Raw genomic sequence first — 14,720 nt, 5'->3', positions numbered from 1 at the left:
TTGGGCGAATTTCGCTGTTCGCTGGGCGATTTCTTTTGCTGGTTGGGCGAATTTTACTGTTCATCGGGCGAATTGTTACTTTGGAACTGATAATTTATTATTTTGTTAAAATGTATACTAAAAATAGCTGTAGGAAAAGAGGGCTAACCTCGATTTTCCTACAGCTATTCTATTTACTCAAAATATGTAATGCTTTTTGTAGCATTTGTGCATTCTTTTCTTCGATTTCAGCTTTGCGCGGAATGGGCTCGTATAAAGGTTTTGGGTCTTCCCATGTTGGAATTAATTCAACAGGAGCTTCTTGTTGCCAATGGGTTAGCCATCCTTTTGGTAATGGACCTGTTGGGCAAGGTAAATCATTCATTTCCGTCCAAATCATTGACCAAGCGCGAGGAACGACACGCCAAATATCGTAACCACCACCACCAACGGCAATCCATCGACCATCACAATATTCATGTGCTAATTTATGGGCAAGCTTCGGAATTTCCTTGTAAATTTCCATCGTGCCATATAAATGTGTTAATGGGTCGAAATAATGTGCATCTGCGCCATTTTGCGTGATGACAACATCCGGTTTAAAATGCTCAAACACGGTGCGCATTGCTTGTTCATAAATCGTTAAAAAGCTTTCATCCTCTGTAAATGCATCAACGGGGAAGTTAAAGGATGTGCCGTAGCCTTGTCCGTTGCCGCGCTCCGTCACATTGCCTGTCCCTGGAAATAAATAACGTCCGGTTTCATGAATAGACAGCGTGCATACATTTGGATCATCATAAAAGGACCATTGCACACCATCTCCATGATGCGCATCTGTATCAACATATAAGACGCGTAAGCCATATTTTTTTTGGATGTAACGAATCGCGACACTGCTATCATTATAAATACAAAAACCTGAAGCACGTCCGTAAAAGCCGTGGTGTAGCCCTCCGCCTAAATTAAGCGCGTGGCGTGCTTTCCCTTGTAAGACTGCATCGACAGCCTGTAATGTGCCACCAACAAGCAATGCGCTTGCCTCATGCATATTAGGGAATATGGGCGTATCCTCCGTACCGATGCCGTAACTTTCCCCTTGTTTAGCTGAAAGCTTTCCATGTCCGGCTCTTTTTACAATATCAATATATTTTTCATCATGTGCAAGCGCAATTTCCTCATCTGTAGCTAGACGTGCTGGAATAATATCTTCATTTTTTAAAGCACCAATGTTTTTTAGTAAATCCATCGTTAATACTAATCGTTTATGATTGAACGGGTGTGTGTCCGAAAACTTGTAGCCAAGCTGATCAGGCGAGTAAACAAAAACAGCATTTTTCATACTTGTATCCCTGGTACATTTGGCCATAAAACATCAAAGCCTTCTTTGCGTAAATCTTGAATGATGGCTAATGGATTAATTACTTGTAGTCGGACGCTTACGATTCGATTTTCGTCGTTGTCAGCATCAGGATAGATGAGCACACTTAACACATTAACTTTATGGTGCATAAATATTTTAGAAATATCATGTAGCACGCCAGCTTTATCAGAAACACGGATATCTATTTTAGAGCTGGGCTTGTGGGCGCCAGTTAATTCAATATACGTATAGAGAAGGTCTGTTGTTGTAATAAGCCCAACTAATTTGCCACGAGAAACAATCGGTAAGCAGCTGATTTTTGATTCATAAAAAGTTAATGCTACTTCCTCCACTAAGTCTAATGGATGACCGATAATTGGGTTTTTTACCATAATATCATTTAACGGTGTATGTTTAATTGTTGTTTTTTCATGTTCATCGATACCATCAGGAAATGCATGCTTCACATCATGCTCTGTTATAATCCCAATCACTTCATTTTGAGCATTGACAATCGGTATATGACGTATGTCGTGTTCACGCATTAAATGTGCGGCTTCTCCAACTGTATTGGTAGAGAGCAATGTATGCACATTTCTTTGCATCATTTCTTCAACAATCATTTCACAATCCCCTTTGTTTGAATTTAAACTTGATTCAGCACATATTCTTCTATTGCGACAGCGACAATGTTTTTGTACTGAAAGTGAAACATTAGATACAGCAGTTCCCCCACTTCTCCAAGTGATGGGATGAATGCTAGATTAGGTAATTGAACCAGAGGGAGTCCAAATTCTCTACTGAGAAGGAAGAACTCAGTCTAGGAACGCCGCACTCTGTGGTAACGACTGAGTAATCAACATCCGATTGATCCAAGTCGTCAGGAATTTTGAAAGGAGGCCTGCACAGTTAACGGTTGTCACAGGATGTGGTGTTTTTAGGTTAACGTGCAGGCACAATTCAAAATCTCGCAAGGCATAATTGACTACATGAAGCGCCTTTTAAAACGTAGACGGTCGAAGCGTTCCAACGTCTCAGCATCAACATGTTTGCCCACGCGTCCCATTAAGCAGTTTGCTGGGTGTGATGTAATTTCTGGGTCATCTGTAGCGAAGTATTCAAAGCCTACAGAGCTCATCATACGTTCCATCATTTTGCGATATTCCCATACATTTAGTCCTGTACCTTTCAAATCCCAATGCCAATAATATTCGGTTGTAATAACAAGATAGCCTTCCATTGCATCGTCCATAAATGATATTTCTAGCAGCTTTTTCCCCACCCCTGTACTACGGTAAGCTGGAATAACCTCTATTGCGCCTAACTCAATCATATTGTCAATTTTATCCTCTGCCCAACGTTCGAGAGGGTCAGGATATAAATATGTGACATAGCCAACAACGAGCTCGCCATTTCGAACGACAACGATACGTCCTTCATCTAATGAAGCAATTGTAATTAATGCTTGCTGTTGTTGCTCAGCAGGACGAAATGAAACTAAATCCTCGTGAAATAAGTAACGAGCTAACTGGTCAGGATGTACAGGACCTTCTACATAAACTACACCATGTCGAGTCTCCATTTCAGTGCTGAAAAAGGTTTTTTTATGCTCCATTTATACACCACCTAATTATTCTACTTTTTATTATACAAAAGATTTTAGGAAAAAGGGAGTACGGGAACAGCAAATATCTCTTTGCTGTTCGAATACGTTTCGTACATTATCCTAGAATATTTTCTATGTGAAGGTAAAGTGACAGGTACAAATAAAAAATGCTACCACAAATAGATAGCCTAAACATCTGTTATGAAATAAATAAAAATTCAGTTGACTAAATAAATATACATCTTTATACTAATGCTATCTTATATTTGGAGGGACGGCAATGAAGGTTGGAATTATCGGTGCTACAGGATACGGCGGACTTGAGTTAATTCGCTTTTTACACAATCATCAAGAAGTAGAGAAAATTGAATTATTCACTTCATCAGAGGAAGGCGCTATTTTTTCAGAGAAATTTTCTCACTTAGCGAGGATTGTAGATCGACCCCTTCAAAAAATTGATGATGAAGCTTTGAAAAATTTAGATGTTGTTTTTGCTAGCACACCATCAGGCGTAACGAGTAGCTTGCTTCCGCCATTATTACAAAAAGGACCTAAATTAATTGATTTATCAGGCGATTTTCGTTTGAAAAATCTAGCAAGCTATGAGCAATGGTACAAAAAAACACCAGCACCACAAGAGGCTATTGAGCAGAGCGTATATGGTTTATCAGAATGGAACGAGCAGCAAATTGCGGAGGCATATTTAATTGCGAATCCGGGCTGTTATCCAACGGCTGTTTTATTATCGATATTGCCGTTAATCAAAGAAAACTTAATTGACCCAAGCTTTTTAGTTATCGATGCGAAAAGTGGTGTATCAGGTGCGGGAAATAAGCCATCACAGGCTACCCATTTTAGTGAAACAAATGAAAATTTCTCAATTTACAAAATAAATGAGCATCAGCATATCCCAGAAATCGAACAAGCGATTGCGATGTTTGCAAATGTGGAAACAAAAATTTCATTCAACACCCATTTAGTGCCGATGACGCGCGGCATTTTAGCTACATCCTATGCTGCTGTGCGGTCTGGCGTTACACAGCAGCAACTTATAGAGTGCCTGCAAGCTAAATATGCGAAACATCCATTCGTTCGCGTCATTGAAGAGGGATCTTCCATCGGTACAAATCGAGTGAAAGGCTCTAATTACTGCGATATATATGTGCAATTAGATGAACGTACAAATCGAGCAACAATCGTCGGTGTCATTGATAATTTAGTAAAAGGTGCCGCAGGGCAGGCAATTCAAAATATGAATATACAAATGAACTTACCACAAACAATGGGTTTACAAACAGTACCATTATTCATTTAAGGAGGAAAATAAATGTCAGCTATTATTGAATTAAAGAAATTATCGGGAAAAAATATTGTCTCTCCAAAAGGCTTTACAGCAGCGGGGGTGCATTGCGGTCTAAAGCATAAGAAGAAGGATTTAGCTTTACTTGTCAGCGAAGTACCTGCAAGCGTTGCAGCAGTTTTTACGACAAATGCTGTGCAGGCAGCGCCGTTAAAAGTAACAAAGGAAGTTGTTTATGAGACGAAAAAAATGCAGGCGATGCTCGTTAATTCAGGTAACGCCAATGCTTGCACAGGAAAGCAGGGGCTAGCAGATGCCTATGATATGCAAAAGCTAGCAGCGGAAAGATTGAAGATTGATGCTAGTTTAGTAGGGGTAGCCTCTACAGGTGTAATTGGGGAAATCATGAAAATGGAGCCAGTGAAAAAGGGAGTTGCTATGCTAGCACCAAATGATGATTTAGAAAGCAGCATTGACTTTGCGCAAGCGATTTTGACGACGGATACAGTCATGAAAAATACAACATATGTAACGCTAGTTGATGGTAAGGAAATTGTAGTTTCAGGTACAGCAAAGGGCTCTGGCATGATTGAGCCAAATATGGCAACGATGCTAGGTTTTATTACAACAGATGCCAACATACAATCAAATGAGCTACAAAAGGCATTATCACAAATTACAGAGCGTACATTTAACGCCATAACAGTGGATGGTGACACATCGACAAATGATATGGTTGTCGTGATGGCAAATGGTCTTGCTGGCAATGATACATTAACGCCAGAACATCCAGAGTGGGTAAATTTTTATGGGGCATTACAAGCAGTGGCAGAGGATTTAGCTAAATCGATTGCACGTGATGGAGAAGGCGCAACAAAATTAATTGAGGTGGAAGTAGCAGGAGCATTGGATGACGCTGAAGCTCGTAAAATTGCAAAATCCGTTGTAGGCTCGCCACTTGTCAAAACGGCTGTCTTTGGCTGTGACGCAAACTGGGGACGCATTATTGCAGCTGTTGGATACAGTGGTGCAACAGTCGATCCAGAAAAAATTACAATTCAAATTGGTGGCGCAACAATGGTTGAAAACGGGGAGCCGATTGCTTTTTCAGAGGAGCAGCTGATTACGATATTAAAGCAGCATGAAGTGAAAATTTCTGTTTCTTTAGGTCAAGGAGATGGGCATGGCTTTGCATGGGGGTGTGATTTAACATATGACTACGTTCAAATCAACGCATCATACCGCTCGTAAACTTGTCATAAAATTAGGTGGCAGTACATTGGAAGGCTTAAACGCAGCATTTTTCAAAAAAATACAAGAATTGCAGCAAGAGGGCTATCAAATTATTATTACACATGGTGGAGGGCCTGCCATTAATCGTACATTAGCTGCGAACAATGTCACATCTACTATTATCAATGGCATACGTGTGACAACGGCAGAAGCAATCGACTTAGTAAAGGCAACATTAATTGGACAAGTAAATCCGTTTTTAGTTCATGAATTAAATGCAGCAGGTATACGAGCAATTGGCTTAAATGGCTTCGATGGTCATTTATTGGAAAGTACATTTTTAGATGAAGCAATATATGGTTATGTAGGACATATTGAAAAGGTGAATACGGCGCTTTTAGATGTGATGCTGACTGCTAATATTATTCCAGTTATTGTATGTATTGGTGCAACTGTTGATGGTCAGGCATTGAATATTAATGGCGATACAGTAGCAAGCGAGGTCGCTTTAGCTGTACAGGCAGAAAGCTTATTGCTTGTAACAGATGTTGCAGGTATCCGAATTGAAGGGCAATATAAGCAGGAGGCAACAGCGGCTGCGATTGCTGAATGGATTGCTGAAGGTCATATTTACGGTGGTATGATTCCAAAAGTACAAGGAGCTCTTGCTTGTTTAACAGCAGGCATTCCATCTGTTCAAATTGTGGATGATACGCTTGGCGGCACAAAAATAAGTGTCAGGCACTCACACAATTCTCACACAATTTAACTTAAAGGGGGCGATGATAGATGAGCGCGTTATTTCAAAACTATGCAAGACGACCAGTCCATATTGTTGAAGGTAAGGGAACAATTGTTTATGACAATGAAGGGAAACGTTATCTGGATTTTACGAGCGGTATAGCGGTTTGTACGCTTGGTCATGCGCATCCAGCAATTGTGCAAGCATTGCAGCAGCAAAGTGAGAAGCTGTGGCATATAAGCAATCTTTTTGAAAGTCCAGAGCAAGAAAAGCTTGCGGCTGCATTAGTGAAAGATTTGCCGTTAGCATATGCTTTTTTCTGTAATAGTGGGGCAGAGGCGAATGAGGCCGCGATTAAATTGGCACGGAAACATACAGGGAAGCATCATATCATTGTTTTTGAGCAATCCTTTCATGGGCGTACATTTGGTGCAATGTCTGCAACGGGACAGGATAAAGTGCGAAATGGCTTCGGTCCTTTAGTGGAGCAGTTTACAACATTGCCATTTAATGATGTAGCAGCGCTTGAGGCAGCAATTGATGACACAGTAGCAGCGATTATGCTGGAGCCAATTCAAGGAGAAGGCGGCATTAATGTTGTGGCACCAGAATTTGCAGAGGCAATACAAAAAATTTGTGACAAGCACGACATTTTATTAATCGTCGATGAAGTACAAACAGGAATTGGTCGCACAGGCACACGCTTTGCATTTGAACAAACGACATTGAAGCCTGACATTGTCTCAATGGCAAAAGGGCTAGGTGGTGGGTTCCCGATTGGTGGAATACTAGGCTCAGCAAAATTATTTGATACATTTACTGCTGGCACACATGGCACAACATTTGGTGGCAACCCGTTAGCAGTGGCAGTGGCACAAACCATTATTGAGCATGTTTTTGACGATGTATTTCTACAGCAAGTGCAGGCTAAATCGGCTTATTTACAGGAGCAGCTACAGCAGGCATTTACAGATGAAAAATTTGCAGTTCAAGGAAAAGGCTTAATGCTTGGGCTTTACTGTGGAGGAGAAGATGTAGCAAACTATGTCACACAATTAGAACAGGCAGGCTTGCTCGTTGTACAGGCTGGACCAAAAGTAATTCGCTTATTGCCACCATTGACAGTGAGCGAGGCAGAAATAGATGAAGCAGTAGCAATTTTGGATAAAATAATAAATGAGCTGTAGAGAGGGTTTCCCCTTTCTACAGCTCATTTTTACTACTCTACTTGCTCTTCATCCTCATCTTCAATATCTGGTTCCTCTGGTACTATATTTTCCGTATCGTCTATATCTGGTTCCTCGACAACTGGAGGCGGAGCAGCCGTTTCAATAATATTAGAAGGAGCGGATTGCAGTCCCGTAATATCCACGGCAACAACATAGTAATTTGCTCCGATAGCTATTTGAGCACGACGACCTTGTTCAAATCGATTTGTCGCGATTAGCTGACCTTCTGTTGAATAGACACGATAGCCAATGACATCATTTGAAGCGGATTTTGACCATACTAATGTATTGCCTTCAAGTGTAACAGTAACAGGCTCTGGCGCGACATTATCCGCATTAAACGCAACGCCTGTCACGGTAGAGGAGCTCAATGAAGAGTTGTTAGGTAGTAGCTTTGCTGGGTCTCCACCTAAAGAGCCAAGCATGCGTTTAACAAATTCCTCGTTTAACCCTACACCACCCATTGTAATAAATTCAGATGGAGTAGAAGGTAAGGCGCTATAAGATTTGCCATCAATCGTCACAGATGAAGAAGAAACTAAACTGTCATCTGGAAGAGATGGTAAAAATACATTGCGATTAAATAAATCAGAACGTACGAGCCCTGCGCTTGAGCAAGCACTAGAAGGTGCTAAGCCTGAAATTCCACAAAATGATGCGCTGACAACATTTGCAGGCTTTTCAAATCTCTCTTTCGTTCCGATGAATTCAGGGTCAATATCATAAATTGTATTCATTAAAGTTGCCCACAGTAAGTTGACTCGGGTACTTGGTTGATAATAAGTGTTATTGAACGTGTTAAGTGAACGAGGCTGATCATAGCCCATCCATACACCTAAAGAAATATTTGGGTTGTAGCCAACTAGCCATACATCTTTATAATCATTCGTTGTTCCTGTTTTGGCTGCAAAATCAGATGAAAATTTCAACGTGCTTTTTGCTCGTGTGCCTGTACCATAGTCAAGCACATCACGCAGCATATCTGTCACAATATAGGATGTTTCAGGTGAGAATACTTCAGTAGGCTCAATTTCATGCTGGTAAATGATATTGCCATCTAAATCGACAATTTTATCAATCATATAAGCATCGATAAATTGACCACCATTTGCTAATGTTGCAAAGGCATTTGTATTTTCCTCAACAGTTGTCCCATTTGTGAGACCACCAATTGCCGTTGCTAAACTGACATAATCGATTTCAGTTAAACGAGAAAAGCCCATTTTAGCAAGATATTCAGCAGGTCGATTCGATAAAATATCATTATATAAGCGCAATGCTGTTAAGTTTTGAGAGTGAGCTAAAGCCTCACGCGCAGGCATAATACCTCTTTCTTCATTTTCAAGGTAGTTTTTAGGGCTATAGTCATCAAAGTCACGCTTAAATTTTACATCGACTACAGGGCTACCTGCACCAATATTGCCATATTCAATAGCGGGCCCATATGCTAAAAGTGGCTTCATTGTTGATCCATTTGGACGATATGCTTGTGTAGCGTAGTTTAGCGCTTTAGCTTTAATATTAAAATCACGTCCACCAACAAAGCTTAAAATACGTCCTGTTTTATTTTCTATAACAATACTACCTACTTGAACAGGCATTTCAACAGTAATTTCTTCACCTGTTTCCTTATCTACAGTTGTTGCTGTATACGTATGGCCATAATATTGGAAGTTCTCAGCCGCCGTTTTCATCGCATCATACATTTGCTGGTCAATTGTCGAGTAAATGCGATAGCCCTTTGAACGTACGTCACGGTCCGCTAAAATCGTATACTTTTCAAGAAGCTGAATCTCTTCCTGTAAACGCTTCGGATCAATGCCATCCTGTTCAGCTAAAATGTTGGCAATAATTTTTTTAGCACGATTTTCAAGTTCATATGTTAACCAAGGATAACGGTCTTCAGGACGCGCTTCAGGCTCTCTAAAATCCTGTGTAATATCATAGGTAATCGCCTCTTGATATTCACTTTCTGAAATATAACCTACCTCTTTCATGCGGTACAGAACCGTTTTCATTCGGTCAATTCCTGGTTGTAAGGCCTTCTCTGTTTTTAATTGTCCCTGTTGTGTAAATGGTGTGTGAGCAAATGGCGCTTGAGGAATCCCAGCGATATATGCTGCTTGTGGCAAATTGAGCTCAGAAGCTTTAATGCCGAATATCCCATCCGCTGCTGTTTCAATCCCTGCAATATTACGCCCTGATGCATTACGTCCATAAGGGATAATATTTAAGTATGCTTCTAATATTTCTTGCTTCGTCATAAATTTTTCAAGGCGTAATGCTAATAAAATTTCCTTTGCTTTACGCTCGTATGACACTTCGTTTGTTAAAATTTGGTTTTTAATCAATTGCTGTGTTAATGTTGAACCACCTGTTTGCGTAGAGGAGTTCGAAATATCTTGCAGTAAGCCACGTAAAACAGCTTTTGGAACGATGCCATTATGCTCACGGAAGTATTCATCCTCTGTTGCTAGAACCGCATCAATAACAATCGGTGAAACATCCTTTAGAGAGGTTTCTCGGCGCTCTAAATCTGTGCGTAGCTTTCCGATATAAATATTATCAGCAAAATAAATTTCACTCGTTTCCTCATAATTGAAAATAAGCTCTCGCATGCTGTCCTTAGAACGTAGAGGCTCTTCTTTTACAAGCGATGCAAAATAGCCTGCCCCAACCGCTCCAGCGAATACCGTTAAAGCTGCTAACAGAATGAGTAACAACAATGCCAGATTCCAAATAACACCACCTGTAATTCGGAATGCACGCATCCATTTCATATTTGCAAGCGATTCTATTTTTTTATTTATTTGCATAAACCAATCTTTCAATATAATACCTCCTTGAATCATCCGTTTGTTGAATGATAATAAAGCCTTTGACAAATAGGATAGATAATGAAAAAATTTTGATTAAATTAGTCAAGGCGTATTTGATTATAGCACACTTTTTCTACAGCTAAAATATAGTTGTTGACAATAGGCATAGTTTAGGTAAAATAGTCTGTATAGTTTTTCAAGCATTGAAGAGATTGCAGTAATGTTTTCATTCCCTGTCAAGAGAGCTAGCGGTAGGTGGAAGCTAGTCATAGTGTAAAACATGAATTACGTTCTTGGAGCTTGAACGTCTACGTCGCGTTAAGACGATTGAGAGGAAGATGGATAATCTTCAAGCTGGGTGGTACCGCGTTATTTTATTAATAGCGTCCCTGCATGCAATAAACTTGCGTGTAGGGGCTTTTTTGTTTCTATGCGTAAAAGAGGAGGATATAATATGACAAACAAACTAATTGAAGATTTAAATTGGCGTGGTCTTTTATACCAACAAACGGACGCAGAAGGTATGGAGAAACTGTTAAATGAGCAATCGGTATCATTGTACTGTGGCGTAGACCCAACAGCCGATTCGATGCATATCGGACATATCGTTCCACTATTAACACTGCGTCGCTTCCAGCAGGCAGGTCATAAGCCAGTTTTGCTAGTTGGTGGTGCAACAGGAATGGTAGGCGACCCATCAGGACGTTCGGAGGAGCGCCAATTGCAAACGGTTGAGCAAATTGACCGCAATGTACAAGGAATTAAAAAGCAATTAGAGCGTATTTTTGATTTTAATTCAAGTGCAGAAAATACAGCAAACCTTGTCAACAACCATGACTGGATTGGCAAAATGAGCACAATCGAATTTTTACGTGATTTCGGAAAGCTGCTGAATGTTAACTACATGCTAGCAAAAGATACGATTGCTTCACGTTTAGATACAGGAATTTCATTTACAGAATTTACGTACACAATTATTCAAGGTATTGATTTTAACCATCTGTATGACAACCATAATGTGCGCATTCAAATCGGTGGCTCAGACCAATGGGGCAATATTACAACAGGTCTTGAAGTTATTCGTAAAACGCATGATGACAATGCAAAAGCATTCGGCTTTACGATTCCATTAGTAACAAAGGCAGATGGTACAAAATTCGGTAAAACAGCTGGCGGTGCAGTATGGTTAGACGCTGACAAAACGAGCCCATACGAGTTCTACCAATTCTGGATTAACACAGGTGATGCGGACGTTGTGAAATACTTGAAAATCTTCACATTCCTATCGCGTGAAGAAATTGAAGCATTAGAAGCTAGCGTGCAACAAGAGCCACATTTACGCAAAGCACAAAAAACGTTAGCGGAAGAAATGACGCGCTTAATTCACGGTGAAGAAGCCTTGGAAGCAGCACAACGCATTTCAGCAGCATTATTCTCAGGAGATTTAAAAGCATTATCAGCAGTAGAAATGAAGGATGCATTTAAAGATGTTCCTTCTATTGAAATGGCAAAAGAAGATAAAAACATCGTGGAATTGCTTGTGGAAGCTGGTGTTTCACCATCAAAACGTCAAGCGCGTGAAGATGTAACAAACGGTGCCATCAGCATCAACGGTGAAAAAGTAACAGATTTAGCATACACAGTAGATGCAAAAGACCGTTTAGAAGACGCCTTTGCCATTATTCGCCGTGGGAAAAAGAAGTACCATATGGTGAAGTTTAACTAAAGGTTGAAATAAAAATTATAGGAATCAGATTTGAACTGCACCCCAATTGTATCAACAATTGGTGGTGCTTTTAATTTATTGTTGAAGAAAAATAAAGGCAGTAAAACCTATTCTAATGGTCAAGAAGGTAGTTACGAAAGCCTCTAGCGTTCTCGAGGTAAAGAAGCCGTTACTAAATGTTATATATCATATTCACAGCACTTTAAATTAAATACACTTCCTATTGTTGATGAATTTATCAAGGTTTAAAATTTGAGATAAATACGTACAAAAGATTGAAACATTTTCTCGTTTTTTGTCGTTTATGTTAAAAAGGAGGGAAGGAAAATGATGGAGAAAATAGGAAGTATCATATTGCTAACAATTAGTATATTATTTTTTGGCACGCCCTTAGTATTTTTATCGATGCTCTTTTGGCATCAAAGTTATGTCTGGCTTTTAGGTGTTGCTATTGTTGTTATTTATATTTTGTTCATATTAAAGATTTTACAATTTTTCAAAACGACAAGACGTAAGCAAGTAACTGCGTTTGTTATGGTAGGAATTATAATTGTACCAGTTGTATTGGCAGGACAAACCTATTATGAGAGTAAGTTAGCTACAGTAGATAGTGAGATAAATATATGGGCGTATCATCCTTTTACTGAAGATAATCAAGTTGTACAATTGGATGAACAATCAACGTTAACACTCCATGGGACAATGCCAAAAATGGATGGTGCAACAGCACTGTACCCATTATACACAGCGTTTGTAGAAGCTACATATCCAGAAAATCCAGATTATTTTAAACGAACAGTAATGGTCAATAAAACACCCGATGCTTATCAGAATGTGATGAATCGTAAAGTGGATGTTATTTTCGCTGCTGGACCATCCGAGCGTCAGTTAAAGGTGGCACAGCAAAAAAACATTGAATTAAATATGACGCCGATTGGTAAGGAGGCATTTGTCTTTTTTGTCCATAAAAATAATCCAATCGATAATTTAACATTAGAGCAAGTGCGTGGCATCTATTCAGGGGAGATTACGAATTGGTCACAAGTAGGTGGTGCAAATGAAAAAATTCGTGCCTTTCAGCGTCCAGAAGACAGTGGATCACAAACAGCGTTGCAGCGTTTAATGGAGGATACACCGATTATGATAGCTGAAAAACGCGATGTGGTTACAGGTATGGGAGGCATTATTGAGGAAGTTGCACAATATAAAAATTATAAAAATGCACTCGGCTACACGTTCCGTTATTATTCAACGGAAATGGTACGCAACGACCAAATTAAATTGCTGTCCATTGAAGGCATTGCACCGACAAAAGAAAATATTCGCAATAACACTTATCCAATTACATCGGAATTTTACGCAATCACAGCAGGCACATCAAATGACAATACAGAAAAATTAATTGAGTGGATTTTATCACTTCAAGGACAAGCGTTAGTTGAAAAAGTAGGGTATGTTCCTGTGGATGAAGTGAATAAATAATTGTTTCCCAATTAACTTCATAAAAATCCACATAGCGTATTGATAATTGCGTATCTATGTGGATTTTCTTACAAATATCTCTCTGTTTTTTTGCCAAGTATTTGAGTTAGTCTTGATAGCGGTATAATTGGTTTTGTTTATTATTTAGAAATTGTATCAGTCTATTTTTAGCAAATTCGGGTTCTACACAAAAATTCTGTTGGATTTTCACTATTTCTTTATTCGTGAAGTCATATAGCTCCATTCGCTCTAATAAAAAAGTAGGAACACATGCATGATACATAAAATTATTTGCCTTTGATTCCTGATATTTTTGGAAAAGCGGAGGCAAGTCAAACTGATTGCCACTATGTAGTAGCACATGACATAGTTCATGACAGAAATCTTGCCATTCCTTTTCAGGCGATAAGTTTTCCTCAAGAAAAATATAAGCACGTCCTTCAATAAATAGAGCTTGGCTACGCTCTGACCAATAAAACACTTTTATGCCCAATCTTGCGGCGATTTCTTGAAAGCTCAATAAGGATAAATCTGTAATCCCCAACTGCCTATAAAAGTGCGTAATATAATCCTCAAGATGTGTGTAATAGTACATTGCAACAACTCCTAAAATACCATTTAAGAACATTTGTTCTTGTTTATTATATTATAAAACCCCACATTTTGCTAGTGAGGTTTGGCATATTATTTACAATTAGTGAGAATCTTCGGTGATTATTCATTTTAAGTATTATTCTTAAAGTTCCCCATGATCCTTTAAAATTTCCCACATTTTACGTAGCTTTTCTAAATCTTCTTCCTTTGACTTTGGCAATTCCTTATACCATTTTTGAAGTGTCGGGTTGTTAGCAAACGCTTGAAATTCAGCCTCATCTTTTTCTTCTTGTGTCAATGCAGACGAATTCGAGCGTCCAAGAAGATAGTCTGTACTCACATCCAGTACATTTGCTAACTGCAATAGTTCATTATCTTTTACAGGTCGTTCATTTGCTTCAATTCTATTCATAACGCTAACATTAAGGCTCACTCGGTTTGCTAGCTCTCTTTGTGTCCACCCTTTGCTTTCTCTTAATGAAACGATTCGTTTTCCGATATTCATCATCATTCACCGCTTTCAGAGATTTCATACCTCATTATAACATATTTCTGTTTTGGAAATAAAGGATTTCTTTAATAGAAATTTTTGCTTGAATTTCTATTTTAGCAATGCTATATTAAGAATAGGGAGTTGCTTAAATAGAAAT

12 protein-coding genes and 1 other annotated feature are annotated in these 14,720 nt (G+C 39.2%); of the genes, 6 read left to right on the top strand and 6 right to left on the bottom strand.

Translation table 11 applies throughout. The features are described 5' to 3' along the window. Positions 1-169 precede the first annotated feature (169 nt). The 3 genes from C9J34_RS19315 to C9J34_RS19305 form a co-directional block, all read right to left on the bottom strand. Positions 170-1,318 carry an acetoin utilization protein AcuC gene (locus C9J34_RS19315; RefSeq protein WP_107841808.1) on the bottom strand — a complete coding sequence of 383 codons (1,149 nt, stop codon included), beginning with the start codon at positions 1,316-1,318 and terminating at the stop codon, positions 170-172. Next, entirely contained in the window at positions 1,315-1,962 is a 648-nt protein-coding gene (locus tag C9J34_RS19310; RefSeq protein ID WP_107841807.1) for an acetoin utilization AcuB family protein, read from the bottom strand. Before C9J34_RS19310 ends, C9J34_RS19315 begins: the two co-directional genes overlap by 4 nt. Positions 1,963-2,324: 362 nt before the next feature. Next, positions 2,325-2,954 carry a GNAT family N-acetyltransferase gene (locus C9J34_RS19305; RefSeq protein WP_107841806.1) on the bottom strand — a complete coding sequence of 210 codons (630 nt, stop codon included), beginning with the start codon at positions 2,952-2,954 and terminating at the stop codon, positions 2,325-2,327. Between the two features lie 271 nt (positions 2,955-3,225). On the opposite strand from C9J34_RS19305, the gene argC reads away from it, so the two are divergent. Genes argC through C9J34_RS19285 form a run of 4 tightly spaced genes read left to right on the top strand, consistent with a single transcriptional unit; the run spans position 3,226 to position 7,407 of the window. Then, complete coding sequence (gene argC, locus C9J34_RS19300) at positions 3,226-4,260, top strand: N-acetyl-gamma-glutamyl-phosphate reductase (protein ID WP_107841805.1); 1,035 nt, start codon at positions 3,226-3,228, stop codon at positions 4,258-4,260. Positions 4,261-4,272: 12 nt separating this feature from the next. Next, positions 4,273-5,496, top strand: a complete 1,224-nt coding sequence (gene argJ, locus C9J34_RS19295) for a bifunctional ornithine acetyltransferase/N-acetylglutamate synthase (protein WP_107841804.1) — start codon at positions 4,273-4,275, stop codon at positions 5,494-5,496. Further along, positions 5,459-6,247 (top strand): acetylglutamate kinase, encoded by a 789-nt coding sequence (gene argB, locus C9J34_RS19290; protein ID WP_107841803.1) that lies wholly within the window; start codon positions 5,459-5,461, stop codon positions 6,245-6,247. The genes argJ and argB overlap by 38 nt, the downstream gene beginning before the upstream one ends. 20 nt (positions 6,248-6,267) lie before the next feature. Continuing rightward, positions 6,268-7,407 carry an acetylornithine transaminase gene (locus C9J34_RS19285; RefSeq protein ID WP_107841802.1) on the top strand — a complete coding sequence of 380 codons (1,140 nt, stop codon included), beginning with the start codon at positions 6,268-6,270 and terminating at the stop codon, positions 7,405-7,407. A gap of 32 nt (positions 7,408-7,439) precedes the next feature. On the opposite strand, the gene C9J34_RS19280 is transcribed toward C9J34_RS19285, so the two are convergent. Further along, complete coding sequence (locus C9J34_RS19280; RefSeq protein WP_107841801.1) at positions 7,440-10,280, bottom strand: transglycosylase domain-containing protein; 2,841 nt, start codon at positions 10,278-10,280, stop codon at positions 7,440-7,442. A 182-nt stretch (positions 10,281-10,462) separates the two neighbouring features. Beyond that, positions 10,463-10,662: a binding site (T-box leader), on the top strand. 60 nt (positions 10,663-10,722) lie between these two features. Between C9J34_RS19280 and tyrS the strand changes: the two genes are divergently transcribed. Both tyrS and C9J34_RS19270 read left to right on the top strand, forming a co-directional pair. Next, positions 10,723-11,994 (top strand): tyrosine--tRNA ligase, encoded by a 1,272-nt coding sequence (tyrS, locus tag C9J34_RS19275; protein WP_107841800.1) that lies wholly within the window; start codon positions 10,723-10,725, stop codon positions 11,992-11,994. Positions 11,995-12,321: 327 nt separating this feature from the next. Next, positions 12,322-13,476, top strand: coding sequence for a PstS family phosphate ABC transporter substrate-binding protein (locus tag C9J34_RS19270; RefSeq protein ID WP_238600720.1), 1,155 nt, complete (start codon positions 12,322-12,324; stop codon positions 13,474-13,476). 106 nt (positions 13,477-13,582) lie between these two features. Here C9J34_RS19270 and C9J34_RS19265 read toward each other — a convergent pair whose 3' ends face one another. After that, on the bottom strand, positions 13,583-14,071 hold the full coding sequence (locus C9J34_RS19265; RefSeq protein WP_107841799.1) for an ImmA/IrrE family metallo-endopeptidase: 489 nt from the start codon (positions 14,069-14,071) through the stop codon (positions 13,583-13,585). 141 nt (positions 14,072-14,212) lie between these two features. Next, entirely contained in the window at positions 14,213-14,578 is a 366-nt protein-coding gene (locus tag C9J34_RS19260) for a helix-turn-helix domain-containing protein (protein ID WP_238600719.1), read from the bottom strand. Positions 14,579-14,720: the final 142 nt, after the last annotated feature.

Source organism: Metasolibacillus meyeri (assembly GCF_003049505.1).
In the GTDB taxonomy this organism is placed as follows: domain Bacteria; phylum Bacillota; class Bacilli; order Bacillales_A; family Planococcaceae; genus Metasolibacillus; species Metasolibacillus meyeri.
This window is presented reverse-complemented; position numbering and strand designations above follow the sequence as displayed.

Coding starts and splice junctions, on each gene's coding strand:
- argC (WP_107841805.1), top strand. CDS start 3,226: ATGAAGGTTGGAATTATCGGTGCTACAGGATACGGCGGACTTGAGTTA.
- C9J34_RS19265 (WP_107841799.1), bottom strand. CDS start 14,071: ATGTACTATTACACACATCTTGAGGATTATATTACGCACTTTTATAGG.
- C9J34_RS19285 (WP_107841802.1), top strand. CDS start 6,268: ATGAGCGCGTTATTTCAAAACTATGCAAGACGACCAGTCCATATTGTT.
- argJ (WP_107841804.1), top strand. CDS start 4,273: ATGTCAGCTATTATTGAATTAAAGAAATTATCGGGAAAAAATATTGTC.
- tyrS (WP_107841800.1), top strand. CDS start 10,723: ATGACAAACAAACTAATTGAAGATTTAAATTGGCGTGGTCTTTTATAC.
- C9J34_RS19310 (WP_107841807.1), bottom strand. CDS start 1,962: ATGATTGTTGAAGAAATGATGCAAAGAAATGTGCATACATTGCTCTCT.
- C9J34_RS19305 (WP_107841806.1), bottom strand. CDS start 2,954: ATGGAGCATAAAAAAACCTTTTTCAGCACTGAAATGGAGACTCGACAT.
- argB (WP_107841803.1), top strand. CDS start 5,459: ATGACTACGTTCAAATCAACGCATCATACCGCTCGTAAACTTGTCATA.
- C9J34_RS19315 (WP_107841808.1), bottom strand. CDS start 1,318: ATGAAAAATGCTGTTTTTGTTTACTCGCCTGATCAGCTTGGCTACAAG.
- C9J34_RS19260 (WP_238600719.1), bottom strand. CDS start 14,578: ATGATGAATATCGGAAAACGAATCGTTTCATTAAGAGAAAGCAAAGGG.
- C9J34_RS19270 (WP_238600720.1), top strand. CDS start 12,322: ATGATGGAGAAAATAGGAAGTATCATATTGCTAACAATTAGTATATTA.